The organism is Streptomyces sparsogenes subsp. cuspidosporus (assembly GCF_039532705.1).
Lineage (GTDB): Bacteria > Actinomycetota > Actinomycetes > Streptomycetales > Streptomycetaceae > Streptomyces > Streptomyces sparsogenes.
This window is the reverse complement of sequence record NZ_BAAASD010000016.1, coordinates 111,206-125,770: the sequence shown is the minus strand read 5'-3', so window position 1 is coordinate 125,770 and position 14,565 is coordinate 111,206. Positions and strand designations below refer to the sequence as shown.

Sequence of the window (14,565 nt, the reverse complement as noted above, 5' to 3'; positions counted from 1 at the left end):
GCGGGCTTTCGGCTGTGGCCATGATGCGCGCGCCGGGCGCGCGGAGGCGCGGGTGCGCCCCACGCCTCACTCCGTCGGGGGCAACAGCGGCCCGAGTGGCCCAAGGTCCAGATTGAGGTCCGAGCGCCCGATGCCGTAGCGCTCGCACAGCTCGCCCATGCGGTCCTCCAGCAGCATCAGGGTCAGCCCGATGCGCTCCTCCTGGTCCTCGGTCAGCCCGCCCTGCTCGACCCGGCGCAGCGCCTGCCGCTCCATGAGCTGGCGCAGCAGCTCCACGACCGTGAGCACCAGCCGCATCAGATCGCGCTCGACGCTCTCCTGGTCCAGCTCCAGCCTGCGGGTCACGGTTCCTCCCAGGGGGACGGCACGTTCTCGCTCACCGAGCTGATGAGCGCGCGCAGATCGATGCGTACGAGGTCCACATCGGCGATCCGCAGGGTGAGGTCGCCGACCACGACCACGCCGCCCGCCAGCAGCCGGTCCAGCAGGTCCACCAGGGCGACGGGACGCTGGGCGAGGGGACTGGTCGGACTCGTCGGACTCGTCGGATCGGGCGCACTGGTCGCCGGGGTCGTCATGACGTCGCCCTCGCCCGGTCCGCCGGGTCGGGGGCCACGAAGGAGTAAGGCGCCCAGGGGCCGGTCAGCTCGACCCGCAGCCCCGGCAGCCGGTCCGCCAGCTCCCGCACCCGCGCCGCGAAGCCCTCGCTGTGCTCATGCGGCACCAGATAGGCGGCGTTGAGCACATTGCGGTCCGTCACGCCGGACAGCCGCCCGTCCTGCGGAGGGTGCAGCCGGGCGCGCTCGGCGAGACCGGCGAGCGTCTCGTGCACCAGGCGCGCGCCGTCCTCCGCGCGCTGCCAGCGCTGCTCCTGCGCCCGCCGCTGCGCGGTGCGCCGCCGCAGGTAGTCGCGGCCCGAGAGCCCCCTGGAGGAGGCTTTGGCGGAGGGCGGGGCGGGTGCCCCGGCGGGGGCCGGGGCGGGCCCGCCGGCCGCCGCTTCCGCGCCGGCCGGCCCCGCGTACACCTTGACACCCCATTCGACCCGGCCCTCCAGCCGGTCCAGCGCCCCGGTGAAGCGCGGGTGCCCCTCCTCCAGCATCCGCCGCAGCCCTTCCTCGCCCCGGCAGACGGTGGCCATCCCCACCGGCACCACGCAGCCGACCGCGCCCGCCGCGTTGACCACCCGCTGGTGGGCGCGGGCGACCTCCTCCAGCCAGGCCAGGTCCTCCAGCCGGGCGCGCAGCGGCCCCTCCTCGAACTCCTCGGCCGGGACCGGGCTCGCCAGCACCGCGAGCCCCCGGTGGCGCACCGCGCGCACCGGGCCGCCCGCGACGCCGAGCACCCCCGGGGGGAGGGGGTCGGGCGCCCCGGTGTCCCGGACCACCCCGTACGCGTACTCCAGCTCCCGCGTCATGGCCTGTCCTCCCCGCCGGTGTTCCCGCCGTCGCCGCCGTCGAGCTCGCGGCCCCTGGCACGGGACGACAGGGCGGGATCGCGCTCCCACCAGTCGATGCCCATCTCCTTGGCCTTGTCGACGGAGGCCACGACCAGCCGCAGCTTGATCGTGAGAAGTTCGATGTCGAGCAGATTGATGCGGATGTCGCCCGCGATGACCACGCCCTTGTCCAGGACGCGCTCCAGAATGTCGGCCAGGTTGGCGGAGTCGCCGGACCCCGCGAGCCCGTAGTAGCCCGACGACCCCTGGCCCGGCGAGGCCAGGCCCCGGGACCCGAAGCCGGACGGTTCGCGTCCGGACGACCCGTAGGGCGCGGCCCCGGCGGCCGGCCCGGGCGCACCGGTCGGCCCGCCGGGTCCCCGCTCGGTGGTCAGCGGATCCCGTTCGCCCATCGCTGCGCCTCCTCCAGCCGGTCGAGCAGCTCGTCCTCCCGCCGCTCGAACTCCTCCTCGCCGATCTGCCCTTCCTCCAGCCGCGCCGCCAGTTCGGCCAGCGCCCGCTGGACGTTCGCCGGGTCGTAGTACTCCCGCTCCGCCTGGGCGATGAGCTGCCGCAGCACCCAGCCGATCATGTGCCGGCCTACGACTCGACGAAGCTGTACGGCGGCAGCGGGCCGTGGACCCGCAGCTTCAGCCGCGGATGCGCCCGCTCCAGCTCGGCCACCGCGTCCGTCAGCGCGCCCCCGCCGTCCTTGCCGACGAGGAACGACAGGTTCACGAACCAGCCGCCGCTGTCCGGGCCGGGCCGCACCTCCTCGGCGGCCGCCGTCAGGGTCTTCTCGACGAGCTGGGCGTCCCGCACCTCGCGGGCCCGCACGGCGCCCGCCATCAGCTCGCCGAAGCGCAGCCGGTCCTCGTAGGTGCCCCCGCCCGCGGCCCGGTTGGCCTCGGCCATCGCCCGCAGCTCCGGCTCCTCGGCGAGCACCTGGTGGAGCACCGCGTCCTCGTCGTGCACCGCCTTGACGTTGTACTCCACGCGGTGTGCCAGACGCCGGAGCTGCGCCTGGTAGCGGTCGGCCTGCTCGGCCAGCACCCCGCGCACGTCCTCGTCGCTGGGGGAGACGCTGCCGAACCGCATCGGCAGCACGGCCCGGTCGCCGCTCACCTCGGCCAGCACGTGCTGGTGGGCGATCAGATCGCGCCGCTTGGGCCGGAGCTGCTCGGGGCAGTCGCTGACGATCGCGGACAACTCGCCCTCGGTCAGGGCGCGCACCGGCTTGGGCGGGTCGCCGATGCCCAGCAGCTTGTCGCGCAGGTCCGGGACCGCGCCCTGGGTGATGCCGTAGACGTAGGTGCTCACTCGCCCTCCTCCGCCTTCTTCGACGAGGCCTTACGGGTGGCCGTGCGCCGGCCGCGGCCCTGCGACTCCTCCTCGGCCTCCTCGTCGCCGCTCCCGCCCGAGGGCCGGAGCGCGTCGGCGATGGAGTGGGCCGCCTTGGAGACGGACTGTCCGGCGCCGGAGAGCGCGCCCTTGGTCTTGCTGCGCGCGGCGCTCTCGGTGGCGCCGTCCAGGAGTTCGGGCAGGCCGGCGGACTTGTTCGGGCCGGCCTCCAGGTCGAGGCGGTTGCATGCCTCGGCGAACCGCAGATAGGTGTCCACGCTCGCCACCACGACCCGGACGTCGATCTTGAGGATCTCGATGCCGACCAGCGAGACGCGGATGAACGCGTCGATCACCAGCCCTCGGTCGAGAATCAGCTCGAGGACGTCGTACAGGCCGCTGGTGCCGCCTCCGCTTCTGCTCTGCTGTGCCGGGACAACGGTGGTCATGTCGGGTGTCTTCCTCTCGTGGCCGGCCGGGCCGCGCGGGCCCGGGGCGGTGCCGGCGGGGCGTCAGCCGCGGTCGCTCCGCCCGCGTTCGTAGCGGCGGACACGGCGGTAGCCGGTGAGCTGGCCGTCCGGGTCGAGGGTCACCTCGTACAACGCCATCAGGCTCATCGTCTCCGGCACCCGGGCCAGCTCCACCACTTCGGCGTCCAGCACCCAGCCCTCCTCGGTCCGCTCCAGGCGCGGCAGCGCCTCGGGGTACAGACCCGTCAGCTCGGCGAGCTGCTCGCGGGCGGCGCGCATGAGCGCCAGCGGTGTCGGTCCGCCGTTCGTCGTCTTCTTACCGGTCTCATCTGATGTGTCTGTCATGTGTGCCTCGTAGCGGCGGGTACCGCGTCCCGCCGGGAGCAAACCTGTGACCGCCGACTCGGTGAGTTTGTGGCGGAATTGTGCGTTCCGTGAGCGCGAGGGGCTCATTTCCGCCATGGTCCGGGAATTCGCGCCCGAGTTGCCGCGAGGCGGCCCCGGCAATAGCGGGCCGAGGCCAATGCGAGGGATTTCGGCGGAAACTCGCCGTCACCTTCGCGCCGTCAACAGAGGGCACGGACGAGTGACGGAGCCGGGAGGAAACCCGGGCGTGTTTTCTGTGACACAAGTGTGACGAGTGAGGGACACGGCGCGGGTGAGCCCGTGTCAGCGGGCGGCGGACACCAGGGTGTCACCACCCCGTCCCCCCGCATACGGTGGCGTCATGGCACCTGTACCCACGCCCGCCGCGGAACCCGACGACGACTTCGACAGCTATGTGGGCCTTACCGCCCGGGCCGCCGAGGAGCGCGCCCGGGAACGGGGCTGGACCACCGTGCGCGCCCTTCCTCCGGGCACCGTCATCACCCTGGAGTACCTGCGGGGGAGGATCAACTTCGAAGTGGCCGACGACGTGGTGCGGCGCTGCTGGAAGGGATGACGGCGCGGGACGCCACGACGCCGGTACGGCGACGGCCCCGGACGCTCTGCGGGAGCGCCCGGGCCCGTCGGTGCGATGGTCCGGGGCCTTCGGGGAGCGTGGGTGCGTACCACCCCCTCGGGCCCGCCGGCGGTCAGCCGCCGGTGGCGGTGCGGCCGCGGCCCGCGGGCGCGCCCAGCGGTGACGTGGCGCGCGGCAGCCGGTCGGCGTGCGAGAGCCGGTCGGCGTGCGGCGGGCGGCGGCTGCCGCCCGGGGCGACGGCGGACCGCTCCGGGCGGATCGGGTGCGACCGCAGCGGATGGTGCGGCCGGCCCTCGGGCACATGCCCCGCGGCCCCGCCCGCCCGGCCGCCGACACCCACCGTCTCGCGGGCCGGCAGCTCGCCGTCGCGCGCCGCGCGCGGGGTGGCCAGACCGGAACCGGCCACCGGCCGGGAGACCGGCAGCGACACCGGCAGCCGGCGCTCGCGCACCGCCCGGTACAGGATCTGCAGCAGCACCTCGGCGCGCCCCATGGCGGGCTCCAGCCACGGCAGGGCCAGCAGCACCAGCACCCCGGCCGCCCAGCCGAGCACCACGTCACTGACCCAGTGGGTGCCGAGGTAGACGGTGGTCATGCCGACACCGAAGGCGAAGGCCGCCGCGATGACCGAGGCGACCCTGCGGGCCCGGGGAGTGGTCGCCAGATAGGCCAGCACACCCCAGGTGACCACCGCGTTCGCGGTGTGACCCGAAGGAAATATATCGCCGTTGCCCCACATCTCGTTCGAGCCGACCGTGGTCGCGTAGTGCGGACCGAGCCTGCCCAGGCCCAGTTTGACCGCGCCGACGGTCATGTTCAGCAGCAGCAGGGACGTCCCCAGCACGATCAGCGGGCGCATGGTGCGCTGCTTGTGGCAGCACCAGCCCAGCCAGGCGGCCACCGCCACCGCGGTGGGGCCGCGCTGGCCCATGACCACGAAGTAGTCCAGGAAGGTGTGGAACGCGGGCCACTGCTTGTACGGCCGGAACAGCATGACCTGCCAGTCGAGCTGCACCAGCCAGGACGTGGTGAGCACCCCGACCACGGTCGCCACGTACACCGCGACGGTGGACCCGAGCAGCCAGCGCCGGGTCCGGGTCATGCGCGGTCGCGCCAGATCGCTCGGGCGCCCCTCCGTCCGAGGGAGCTTGTCATCGGTACGCACTCAATCGACGTTACATTGCGTGACAGGCCGCTTCAGTCGATCAGGTCGCTTTGTGATGACGATGTGATGTGGAGTGGGTCTCGTCCAGGGTTTTACGACCCGCCATTCCGAAGGAATGCGCGGGTGGTCATGGCTTTTCCGGGAGCGGCCTTCCCGAAGCCGCTCCCGCACTTCTTTATGGAATTCTTACAGCGCCGTTTATCGGCGATTAGCCGGGGCGTTCCTCGCCGTTTCCCCGCCTGTCGCCGAGCCCCGCCCGGCGCCCGTCCGCCCTTCTCACGGCGGCCCCGTGCCGTTCAGCCAGAAGGCCCCGTACAGCGCCGACCCGAGCCCCACCGCCCCGAGGACCAGCGCGGCCCTGACCGCGGGCAGGCGCGCGAGGGCGGCCGCGATCGGCAGCAGGACGGGGAAGGCGGGGACGAGCAGCCGCGGCTTGGAGCCGAAGTAGCCCTTCGCGGTCAGCGCGAGGGCCAGCACCGCCCCCGCGTACACCAGCAGCGGCGGCGGCTCCTGCCGCCGTACGCACTCCACGAACAGCCGGAGCAGCGCGGCCACGCCGATCAGCAGCCCCAGCCCGGCCGGAAAGGCGGGCCCGGCCAGTAGACCGCCCACGAAGCGCGCGAAGGCCAGGCCGCCGTCGAATCCGTTCCGCCAGCCCTCCTGGACCCGGAGATAGCCGGTGACGCTTCCGGTCCGCGCCCCCACCCACGCCACATAGCCCAGCCAGCCGAGCGGGGCCAGCGCCACCCCCAGCAGCATCCGGCGGTGCTCCGGACGCCACGCCCCGCGCCACCGCCCGCCGGGCAGCAGGGCCGCGGCCGCCGTGAGCCACACCGCCGCGACCACCGCGACCCCCACCGGCCGGGTCAGCCCGGCGAGCGCGGCGAGCGATCCGGCCCCCACCCACCGCCCGGTGAGCAGCGCGTACACCCCCCACGCGGCCAGTGCGGTGAAGAGCGACTCGGAGTACGCCATCGACTGCACGATCCCGACGGGGAGCACCGCCCACAGCACGACCAGCGCCGTGCCCACCCGCCTCCCGTGCAGCCGGTCCCCGACCGCGAAGATCCCCCACGCGGCGAACAGCGAGGAGACCCAGCTCACCGCCAGCCCGGCGTCCGCCGCGTCCAGCGGGGTCAGCGCCGAGATCAGCCGCTCCAGCCAGGGCAGCAGCGGGAAGAAGGCCAGATCGGAGTGGACCGAGCCGTCGGGCAGGTGGAGCGTGTGGCCGTAGCCGTCCTCGGCGATGCGCGAGTACCACAGAGAGTCCCAGCGGGCGGAGAGCAGCTGGTGCCAGCTCTTGCCCGCCACCGCGGCCCAGATGGCGAGAACCGCGATGCCCAGCAGCCGCGTCCCCGCATACGCCAGGAGCGCCGGAGCGGCCCGGTGAAGCGCGGCGGGAACCGTGCGGCCCGCCCGTTCGTCGTGTTCTCCGGCCGGGGCGTCGGCTCGGGCGAGTCCCATCACGGACCCGATTATCCAGGCGCGATTCCGGCGGCCGACGGGAGGGACAAATGGGGGACACCGGAACGTACGCCTGCGTTCACCTCTGCGACGTGGGTCTCAACATGGGATGGGCCACACGACCCGCGTGACGACTCGCGTACGCTGACCATTCACTCGCCCTCGCCGCCGGGTCGCCGGACGTCCTCAGCCATGACGTCCCGCCCCCGAGGGGCCGCGAGCGCAAGACAGGGAGGTGCGGTTTATGTCCGGGACGACCACGGCCGGAAAACGACGGACGGCGGGCGTCCCCCGGCAGTGGCGCGGCACCGAGGCGTCCGGCGGAGCCAACCGCTGGGTCGTCCTCCTCGTGCTCTGCGTCAGTCTGCTGCTCGTCGCCGTCGACGGGACCGTGCTGCACGTCGCGGTCCCCGCCGTCACCGAGGACCTGCGGCCGGGGTCGATCGAGCTGCTGTGGATCGTCGACGCGTACCCGCTGGTCTGCGCCTCCCTGCTGATCCTGTTCGGCACGCTCGGCGACCGGGTCGGCCGCCGCCGGGTGCTGCTGCTCGGCTACGGCCTCTTCGGCGCGGCCTCGGCCCTCGCCGCCGAGGCCGGCACCCCGCAGATCCTCATCGTGGCCCGCGCCATCCTGGGTGTCGGCGGCGCGATGATCATGCCCGCGACGCTGTCGATCCTGCGCCAGGTCTTCCCGGACCGCCGGGAGCGGGCCCTGGCCATCGGCATATGGAGCGCGGTGGCCGCAGTGGGCGCGGCCGTCGGGCCGCTGCTCGGCGGCTTCCTGCTGGAGCACTTCTGGTGGGGCTCGGTCTTCTTCATCAACATCCCGCTGATGGCGGTCGCCCTGCCCGTCGGCCGCTGGCTGCTGCCGGAGTCCACCGGCGACCGCGACGGCCCCTGGGACGTGCTGGGCGCGATCATGGCCGCCTGCGGGCTGTTCTGCCTGGTCTTCGGCGTCAAGCGGGTGGGCAGCGGCGCGGGGCTGCTGGAGCCCGTCACCGCCGCCCCCGTCGTGGTCGGCGTGGTCCTGCTGGTGCTCTTCGTACGCCGGCAGCGCCGCCGCGAGCATCCGCTGGTGGACCTGCGGCTGTTCTCCCGGCCCGCGTTCAGCATCTCCGTCGGCTGCATCGTGCTCGCCCTGCTGGCGCTCGTCGGCCTGGAACTCATAGCCGCCCAGTACCTGCAGCTCGTCCTCGGCCTCACGCCGCTCGAGACGGGCATGCGGCTGCTGCCGCTCACCCTCGCCGCGATGGCCGCCGGGCTCGCCGGGTCCCGGATGCTCCAGCGGCTCGGCCCCCGCACCATGGTCGCCTTCGGCTTCTCGCTCACCGCGGCGGCCGTCCTCTCCCTGGTCGTCATGGGCCAGTCCGACCGGCCCGCGGTCCTGGTCGGCGCCTTCCTCTTCCTCGGCTTCGGCCTGGAGACCACGCTCTTCGGCGCGTACGAGTCGATGCTCAACGAGGCCTCGGTCAAGTCCGCGGGCGGCGCGGCCGCCATCGGCGAGACCTCCTACCAGCTCGGCGCCGGCATCGGCATAGCCCTCCTGGGCAGCGTCATGAACGCCGCGTACGCGCCCGGGGTCTCCTCCGTCGCGGGCGTGCCGAAGTCCGCCAGCTCGGCCGCGACCCAGTCGCTCGGCGTCGCCTACAAGGTCTCCGACCGGCTCGGCGGCTCGGCGGGCGAGGCGCTGCGCGCGGCCGCGCGCCGGTCCTTCGTCCACGGCCTGCATGTCACGCTGGCGGTCAGCGCGGCCCTGCTGCTGGTGGGGGCGCTGGCGGCGTTGCGGCTGCCGAAGTCGATGGAGTGCGCGCCCGCCGACAAGGACGGGGCGGACGCCGCGTGCGGGACCGGCACGGGGCGCGAGGCGGGGACGGCCGCAGCCCCCGAGACCGGCTCCGACTCCGGCTCTGGTTCCGACCCCGGCTCCGGTTCCGGTTCGGGCTCTGGTTCCGAGACGGGCCCCGGCGCGGCGCGGGACACCGGCGCCGCGCGGGTCTCCCGCCAGGACCGCGCCGCCGTGCACGTGAAGTCCTCCGGCTGAGGGCGCCGGCCGACGGCCCGGCGGTCGGCGGTCCGGACGGTCGGCGGAGCCCGGCGGTCTGGACGGCGAAGATCACCTGGTCGTAGCGTCGTCCGAACGCAGCCGAACCGCACCGGAACCGGAGGGCGAACCGATGTCCCAGGGCCCCACCCGCAGCCTGCCGCCGTTCGACCCCGCCGACCCGCTCGGGATCGACGACCTGCTCACCCCCGAGGACCTCGCCGTCCGCACCACGGTGCGGCAGTGGGCCGCCGACCGCGTCCTGCCGCACATCGCCGACTGGTACGAGCGCGGCGAGCTGCCCGGCATCCGCGAGCTGGCCCGCGAACTCGGCTCCCTCGGCGCGCTCGGCATGTCGCTGACGGGATACGGCTGCGCGGGCGCGAGCGCCGTCCAGTACGGGCTGGCCTGCCTGGAGCTGGAGGCCGCCGACTCCGGGATCCGCTCCCTGGTGTCCGTACAGGGCTCCCTGGCCATGTACGCGATCCACCGCTTCGGCTCCGAGGAGCAGAAGGAGCGGTGGCTGCCCCGCATGGCCACCGGCGAGATCATCGGCTGCTTCGGGCTGACCGAGCCCGACCACGGCTCGGACCCGGCCGCGATGCGCACCCACGCCAAGCGGGACGGCTCCGACTGGGTGCTCACCGGCCGCAAGATGTGGATCACCAATGGCTCGGTGGCCGGGGTCGCGGTGGTCTGGGCCCGCACCGACGAGGGCATCCGGGGGTTCGCCGTGCCCACGGACACCCCCGGCTTCTCGGCCCCCGAGATCCGGCACAAGTGGTCGCTGCGCGCCTCGGTGACCAGCGAGCTGGTGATGGACGAGGTTCGGCTGCCCGCGGACGCCGTGCTGCCGGGGGTCACCGGACTGCGCGGGCCGCTCAGCTGTCTGAGCCACGCCCGCTACGGCATCGTCTGGGGCGCGATGGGCGCGGCGCGGGCCTGTTTCGAGGCGGCGCTCGCGTACGCCACATCCCGCGAGCAGTTCGGCCGGCCCATCGGCGGCTTCCAGCTCACCCAGGCCAAGCTCGCCGACATGGCGGTGGAACTGCACAAGGGCGTGCTGCTCGCCCATCATCTGGGCCTGCGCATGGACGCCGGAACGCTCCGCCCCGAGCAGGTCAGCCTCGGCAAGCTCAACAATGTGCGGGAGGCGATCGAGATCTGCCGCACGGCCCGGACGATCCTGGGCGCCAACGGGATCTCCCTCGAGTACCCGGTGATGCGGCACGCGACGAATCTGGAATCGGTGCTCACCTACGAGGGCACCGTCGAAATGCACCAACTGGTGCTCGGCAAGGCGCTCACCGGACTGGACGCGTTCCGGTGAGCGCGGTCGGGTGGAGCGCGGTCGGGTGAGGCGCCTCGCCTAGCTCTGGTTGAAGAAGCCCGTGGCGTGGCTTCTGTTGGCGCTGAGCACCTCGTAGTCCGGCGGCGTCAGGAGGAAGACGCGGTTGGCCACGCGGTCGATCGAGCCGCGCAGCCCGAAGATCAGCCCGGCCGCGAAGTCGACCACGCGCTTGGCGTCGGCGGGCTCCATGGCCGTCAGATTCACGATGACCGGCACGCCCTCCCGGAACATCTCGCCGATGCCGCGGGCGTCGCGGAAGGTCTCGGGGGTGACCGTGGCGATGCGGGTGCCCTCGTCCCGCGCGGCCTGGTCGGCGACCCGCACCCGCGGGTCGGTCACCCAGGCGTCGCCGGGCTCGGGTCCCTCGGCGTAGTCGTCGTCGTAGTAGCGCTCGTCATCGCTGTCGTCGACGAGGCCAAGCCAAGCACTCGCCTTGCGCACCGATCCCATGGACGCCTCCTTTCGCTGCCGCTCTCTGTACTGCGCCTGCCCCCTCTATCGTCGTCCATGATGCGGAAGGTGTGCCACGTGGATTGCGGCCGCACAGGGGATTCGTGACGGTACTGGTGCACAACGTATGGCGGCGAATCAGAGTTCCTCCTGCTGAAAGGCGCTGACGGGGCGCTGGGTAGACTCCGCCGGGCCGGACGGGTGACGCCGGGGACGTACGGGTGAACGGGGAGAAAGTTGTTTGGCATTATCCGCCCTTGCCGGCACCGGCTGTCGGAAAAACTGCGCTCCGAGTGGATGGCGCATCTGTGCGGGTTGTGCCTCGCGTTGCGCGGTGCCCGGGGGCAGTTCGCGCGGATCGCCACCAATTACGACGGCCTGGTCGTCTCGGTCCTCGTGGAGGCCCAGTCGCCGCGCGCGGAGGGGTGGCGGCGCACCGCCGGGCCCTGCCCGCTGCGCGGCATGCGGACCGCGTCGGTGGCCCAGGGGGAGGGCGCGCGGCTGGCGGCCACCGTCTCCCTGGTGCTGGCCTCGGCGAAGATCCGGGATCATGTGGCCGACGGCGACGGGGCGTTGGCGCGCCGGCCGGTCGCCGCGGCCGCCCGCCGGGTCGCCGCCGGGTGGGACCGGGCGGGCGCCCGCGGTGGCGCGGAGCTCGGCTTCGACACCGCCGTACTGCTCGACGCGGTCGGCCGCCAGGAGGGGATAGAGCGGGCGGCGGGCCCGGGCACGCCGCTGCTGGCCGTCACCGAGCCGACCGAGACCGCGACCGCCGCGGCCTTCGGACACACCGCCGTGCTGGCCGGGCGCCCCGGCAACCGGGCGCCGCTGGAGGAGGCGGGGCGGCTGTTCGGCCGGCTCGCGCATCTGCTGGACGCGGTGGAGGACCTGGCCGAGGACACCGCGACCGGCGCGTGGAACCCGATCACCGCCACCGGGGCGGATCTGGCCGAGGTGCGCAGGCTGTGCGACGACGCGGTGCACGGGGTGCGGCTGGCGCTGCGCGAGGTGGAGTTCGTGAGCGGCCGGCTCGCGCACGTCCTGCTGGCGCACGAGCTGGAGCGCGCGGTGGACCGGACGTTCGGCACCACGTCCTGTTCCCACGGGCCGTCCACCGCGCAGCCGGGACAGGCCGCGCACCCGGGGCAGGCCGCGCAGCCGGGACACGCCGCGCACGGCGCGCCGCCGCCGCAGTCGCCGTGGATCAACAACCCGTACGGGCCCGGCCCCGGCGGCCCCGGCACCCCGCCCGAGCCGCCGAACCGCAGGCGGCGCGGGCTGATAGCCGGATGCGCGGTGTGGGCCGGCCTCTTCTGCACCTGCCAGGTGTGCTGCAAGGACCCGTACGACGACCCGTGGACCGGCCAGCCGCGCGAGGGCTGGTGCCACAAGTGCGATGACTGCAGCGATTGCTGCGACTGCTGTGACTGCGGCGACTGCTGTGGCAATTGCTGTAGCTGTGACTGTTGCGATGGCTGCGGCTGCGATTGCTGACAGGCTGAGCAAGCCGGAGAAGAGCACGAGGGAAGCGCGAGGGGAGCGCGGGGGAGGGTGAAGCGCTGACGCGTGTGTGAAGGCGCGTTGATGCGTGAATTACGGGAGTGTGGCAGGCGAAGGCCTCGGAACGCCGGCAGCGGCGGAGGCGGCGGTCAGCCCGAACAGGACGCGGACCACACCCGACCGAAGTCGATGTGTCCGCGCGTGATCAGTCGCTGACGTGGCTGCATGGCCCCAGTGGAACAGCCTTGCGGTGTCCCGTCAACTGCCCGTGAGACGCGCCGCTCACAGTTCGGACAGCCTTGACAGCGGGGCGTAGGGACGGCTTAGCCTCGGCGGCAGGCCGTGCTGAGGGGCGCGGCCGGTGTGAAGGCCACTGGCGTGTTCTCTGACGAACCGACGGAGCCTTCCGCATGTCCGTGCGACCGGACCTTCCCTCCCGCCCCCCTGCCGTGGTGATCGTCGGCGCGGGCCCCCGCGGCACCGGCCTCGTGGAGCGCCTCGCCGCCAACGCCCCCGAGCTGTACGGCGACGCCACCCCGCTCGAACTGCACCTGGTCGACCCGCATCCGCCCGGCGGCGGCCGGGTCTGGCGCCCCGACCAGTCCCCGCTGCTGTGGATGAACTCCATGGCCGAGGACGTCACCATGTTCACCGACGACACCGTCGAGCGCGAGGGCCCGATCCGCCCCGGCCCCTCCCTCGCCGAGTGGGCCGAGCGCGTCCGCGCCGGGGCGCTCGCCGTGGACCTCGCCCCCGAACTCGCCGCCGAGGCGGCCGCGCTGACCGGCCAGAGCTTCGCCAGCAGACGGCTCCAGAGCGCGTATCTGGCCTGGGTGCTCGAGCGGGCGGTGGCCGCTCTGCCGCCCTCCGTCACGGTCCACCGGCACCCCTGCCGCGCCGTACGGATCACCGGTCCGCGCGACGGCACCCAGCGGGTGTGGCTGGAGGGGCGGGCCACCCCGCTCCGCGCCGACGCCGTCGTCCTCGCCCTCGGACACCTCGACGCCGAACCCGACCCGCGGCAGCGGGCGCTCGCCTCCTTCGCCGCCGACCACGGACTCGTCCACCTGCCCCCCGAGTTCACCGCCGACAGCGACCTGAGCCGGCTGCGCCCCGGCGAGCCGGTCCTGGTGCGCGGCTTCGGGCTGGCCTTCATCGACCTGATGGTCCTGCTCACCGAGGGCCGCGGCGGGCGCTACGAGGAGACCGGCGACGGCACCGGAGCGCCGGCGTACCGGCCCTCTGGCCGCGAGCCCGTGCTGTACGTCGGGTCGCGGCGCGGCGTCCCGTACCGCTCCAAGATCGGCTACCGGTGGTGGGGCGAACGCCCGCCGCTGCCCCGCTTCTTCGGGCCCGCCCAGGTCGAGGAGTTGCTGCGGCGCCCCGGCCGGCCCGACTTCCGCCGCGACCTGTGGCCGCTGATCGCCAAGGAGCTCGGCTTCGCCCACTACCACCGGCTGTTCACCGCCCACCCGGAGCGCACGGCCACGCCCTGGCCCGACTTCGAGGCGCGGTACGCCGCCTGCCCGCCCGGCGGCCCCGAACAGCGCGCCCTGATCGCGGCCGCCGTCCCCGACCCGGCGGACCGGCTCGACCTGGAAACCCTCGACCGGCCCCTGGCCGGGCGGCGGTTCGACAGCCCCGAGGCCCTGCAACAGGAGCTGCGCCGGCACATCGAGGCCGACCTCGCCCGCCGCCACGACCCCGAGCACAGCCCCGATCTCGCGGTCTTCCTCGCCCTGCTGTCCGTGTACGGCCAGCTGCTCCGGCTCGGCGACATCGGCGGACCGTGGCACAACTTCTTCAGCTATCTCGCCTCCGGCCCGCCCGGCCCCCGGCTGCGCCAACTGCTCGCCCTCTCCCGCGCGGGCGTGGTGCGCTTCCTCGGCGCGGACGTGCGGGTGGTCGCCGACCCGCTGCGCGGGGTCTTCCGGGCGAGCGGCGCCGGAGTGCCGGGCCCCGGGGTGGAGGCCCGCGCGCTGGTCGAGGCCCGGCTGCCCGAGCCGACCGTCCACCGCACCCGCGACCCGCTGCTGCGCTCGCTCCACGAGGACGGGGCCGCCGCCACCCCGGCCGGGCTGCTCGCCGTCAGCCCCGACGACGCCCGGATCCTGGATCGGACGGGCCGCCGCCACCCGCGCCGCTTCGCGCTCGGCCCGTACACCGACGCCCGCGCCTCCGGCGGCTTCGCCCGGCCCCGAACGAACGCGCCCGCCTTCCGCCAGAACGACGCGACGGCGCGCGCCCTGCTGGCCCTGCTCCGCCCCTTGTCCTGTCGCGCGCCGCTCACCGTCTGAGCCCGCCGACCAGCTGCCTTCGCACCTGAATCCCGCCCTCAGCGCTTCCCCGAACCCGCCCCTGAACCCCCGAGAAAGGCCCCTGAC

General features: G+C 73.9%; 16 protein-coding genes. 5 read left to right on the top strand and 11 right to left on the bottom strand.

From position 1 onward, the window contains the following. Positions 1-66: 66 nt before the first annotated feature. The 8 genes from ABFY07_RS20560 to gvpO all read right to left on the bottom strand — a co-directional run bounded on the left by ABFY07_RS20560 (position 67) and on the right by gvpO (position 3,591). Positions 67-345 (bottom strand): gas vesicle protein K, encoded by a 279-nt coding sequence (locus ABFY07_RS20560; RefSeq protein WP_065958145.1) that lies wholly within the window; start codon positions 343-345, stop codon positions 67-69. Next, complete coding sequence (locus ABFY07_RS20555) at positions 342-578, bottom strand: gas vesicle protein (RefSeq protein WP_065958143.1); 237 nt, start codon at positions 576-578, stop codon at positions 342-344. The genes ABFY07_RS20560 and ABFY07_RS20555 overlap by 4 nt, the downstream gene beginning before the upstream one ends. Beyond that, the gene (locus ABFY07_RS20550; protein ID WP_346175897.1) at positions 575-1,414 is read right to left on the bottom strand and encodes a GvpL/GvpF family gas vesicle protein; all 840 of its coding nucleotides are present in this window, start codon (positions 1,412-1,414) and stop codon (positions 575-577) included. The genes ABFY07_RS20555 and ABFY07_RS20550 overlap by 4 nt, the downstream gene beginning before the upstream one ends. Next, complete coding sequence (locus tag ABFY07_RS20545) at positions 1,411-1,719, bottom strand: gas vesicle protein (RefSeq protein WP_065958148.1); 309 nt, start codon at positions 1,717-1,719, stop codon at positions 1,411-1,413. The genes ABFY07_RS20550 and ABFY07_RS20545 overlap by 4 nt, the downstream gene beginning before the upstream one ends. A 107-nt stretch (positions 1,720-1,826) precedes the next feature. Continuing rightward, a complete protein-coding gene (locus ABFY07_RS20540; protein ID WP_065958137.1) occupies positions 1,827-2,027 on the bottom strand; it encodes a gas vesicle protein GvpG in 201 nt (66 codons plus the stop codon). Positions 2,028-2,035: 8 nt separating this feature from the next. Then, positions 2,036-2,755, bottom strand: a complete 720-nt coding sequence (locus ABFY07_RS20535) for a GvpL/GvpF family gas vesicle protein (RefSeq protein WP_346175896.1) — start codon at positions 2,753-2,755, stop codon at positions 2,036-2,038. Further along, positions 2,752-3,225 (bottom strand): gas vesicle structural protein GvpA, encoded by a 474-nt coding sequence (locus ABFY07_RS20530; RefSeq protein WP_346175895.1) that lies wholly within the window; start codon positions 3,223-3,225, stop codon positions 2,752-2,754. The genes ABFY07_RS20535 and ABFY07_RS20530 overlap by 4 nt, the downstream gene beginning before the upstream one ends. Positions 3,226-3,288: 63 nt before the next feature. Next, positions 3,289-3,591: a gas vesicle protein GvpO gene (gvpO, locus tag ABFY07_RS20525; protein ID WP_346175894.1), complete on the bottom strand. Its 303-nt coding sequence runs from the start codon at positions 3,589-3,591 to the stop codon at positions 3,289-3,291. Between the two features lie 382 nt (positions 3,592-3,973). Here gvpO and ABFY07_RS20520 point away from each other — a divergent pair, with 382 nt between their 5' ends. Beyond that, positions 3,974-4,189 (top strand): I78 family peptidase inhibitor, encoded by a 216-nt coding sequence (locus ABFY07_RS20520; protein ID WP_065958132.1) that lies wholly within the window; start codon positions 3,974-3,976, stop codon positions 4,187-4,189. Between the two features lie 133 nt (positions 4,190-4,322). Here the strand turns inward: ABFY07_RS20520 and ABFY07_RS20515 are convergent, their stop codons facing one another. After that, positions 4,323-5,375 (bottom strand): phosphatase PAP2 family protein, encoded by a 1,053-nt coding sequence (locus ABFY07_RS20515; RefSeq protein ID WP_346175893.1) that lies wholly within the window; start codon positions 5,373-5,375, stop codon positions 4,323-4,325. Between the two features lie 276 nt (positions 5,376-5,651). Further along, on the bottom strand, positions 5,652-6,839 hold the full coding sequence (locus tag ABFY07_RS20510; RefSeq protein WP_346175892.1) for a mannosyltransferase family protein: 1,188 nt from the start codon (positions 6,837-6,839) through the stop codon (positions 5,652-5,654). A 244-nt stretch (positions 6,840-7,083) separates the two neighbouring features. Between ABFY07_RS20510 and ABFY07_RS20505 the strand changes: the two genes are divergently transcribed. Both ABFY07_RS20505 and ABFY07_RS20500 read left to right on the top strand, forming a co-directional pair. Continuing rightward, positions 7,084-8,880: an MFS transporter gene (locus ABFY07_RS20505; RefSeq protein WP_346175891.1), complete on the top strand. Its 1,797-nt coding sequence runs from the start codon at positions 7,084-7,086 to the stop codon at positions 8,878-8,880. A 133-nt stretch (positions 8,881-9,013) separates the two neighbouring features. Next, on the top strand, positions 9,014-10,210 hold the full coding sequence (locus ABFY07_RS20500) for an acyl-CoA dehydrogenase family protein (protein ID WP_346175890.1): 1,197 nt from the start codon (positions 9,014-9,016) through the stop codon (positions 10,208-10,210). 39 nt (positions 10,211-10,249) lie between these two features. On the opposite strand, the gene ABFY07_RS20495 is transcribed toward ABFY07_RS20500, so the two are convergent. Beyond that, a complete protein-coding gene (locus tag ABFY07_RS20495) occupies positions 10,250-10,681 on the bottom strand; it encodes a cell division protein SepF (RefSeq protein ID WP_065958123.1) in 432 nt (143 codons plus the stop codon). A gap of 237 nt (positions 10,682-10,918) precedes the next feature. Between ABFY07_RS20495 and ABFY07_RS20490 the strand changes: the two genes are divergently transcribed. Beyond that, positions 10,919-12,175 carry a DUF5685 family protein gene (locus ABFY07_RS20490; RefSeq protein ID WP_346175889.1) on the top strand — a complete coding sequence of 419 codons (1,257 nt, stop codon included), beginning with the start codon at positions 10,919-10,921 and terminating at the stop codon, positions 12,173-12,175. Positions 12,176-12,591: 416 nt separating this feature from the next. Continuing rightward, on the top strand, positions 12,592-14,478 hold the full coding sequence (locus ABFY07_RS20485) for an FAD/NAD(P)-binding protein (protein ID WP_346175888.1): 1,887 nt from the start codon (positions 12,592-12,594) through the stop codon (positions 14,476-14,478). The last annotated feature ends 87 nt before the right edge of the window (positions 14,479-14,565 follow it).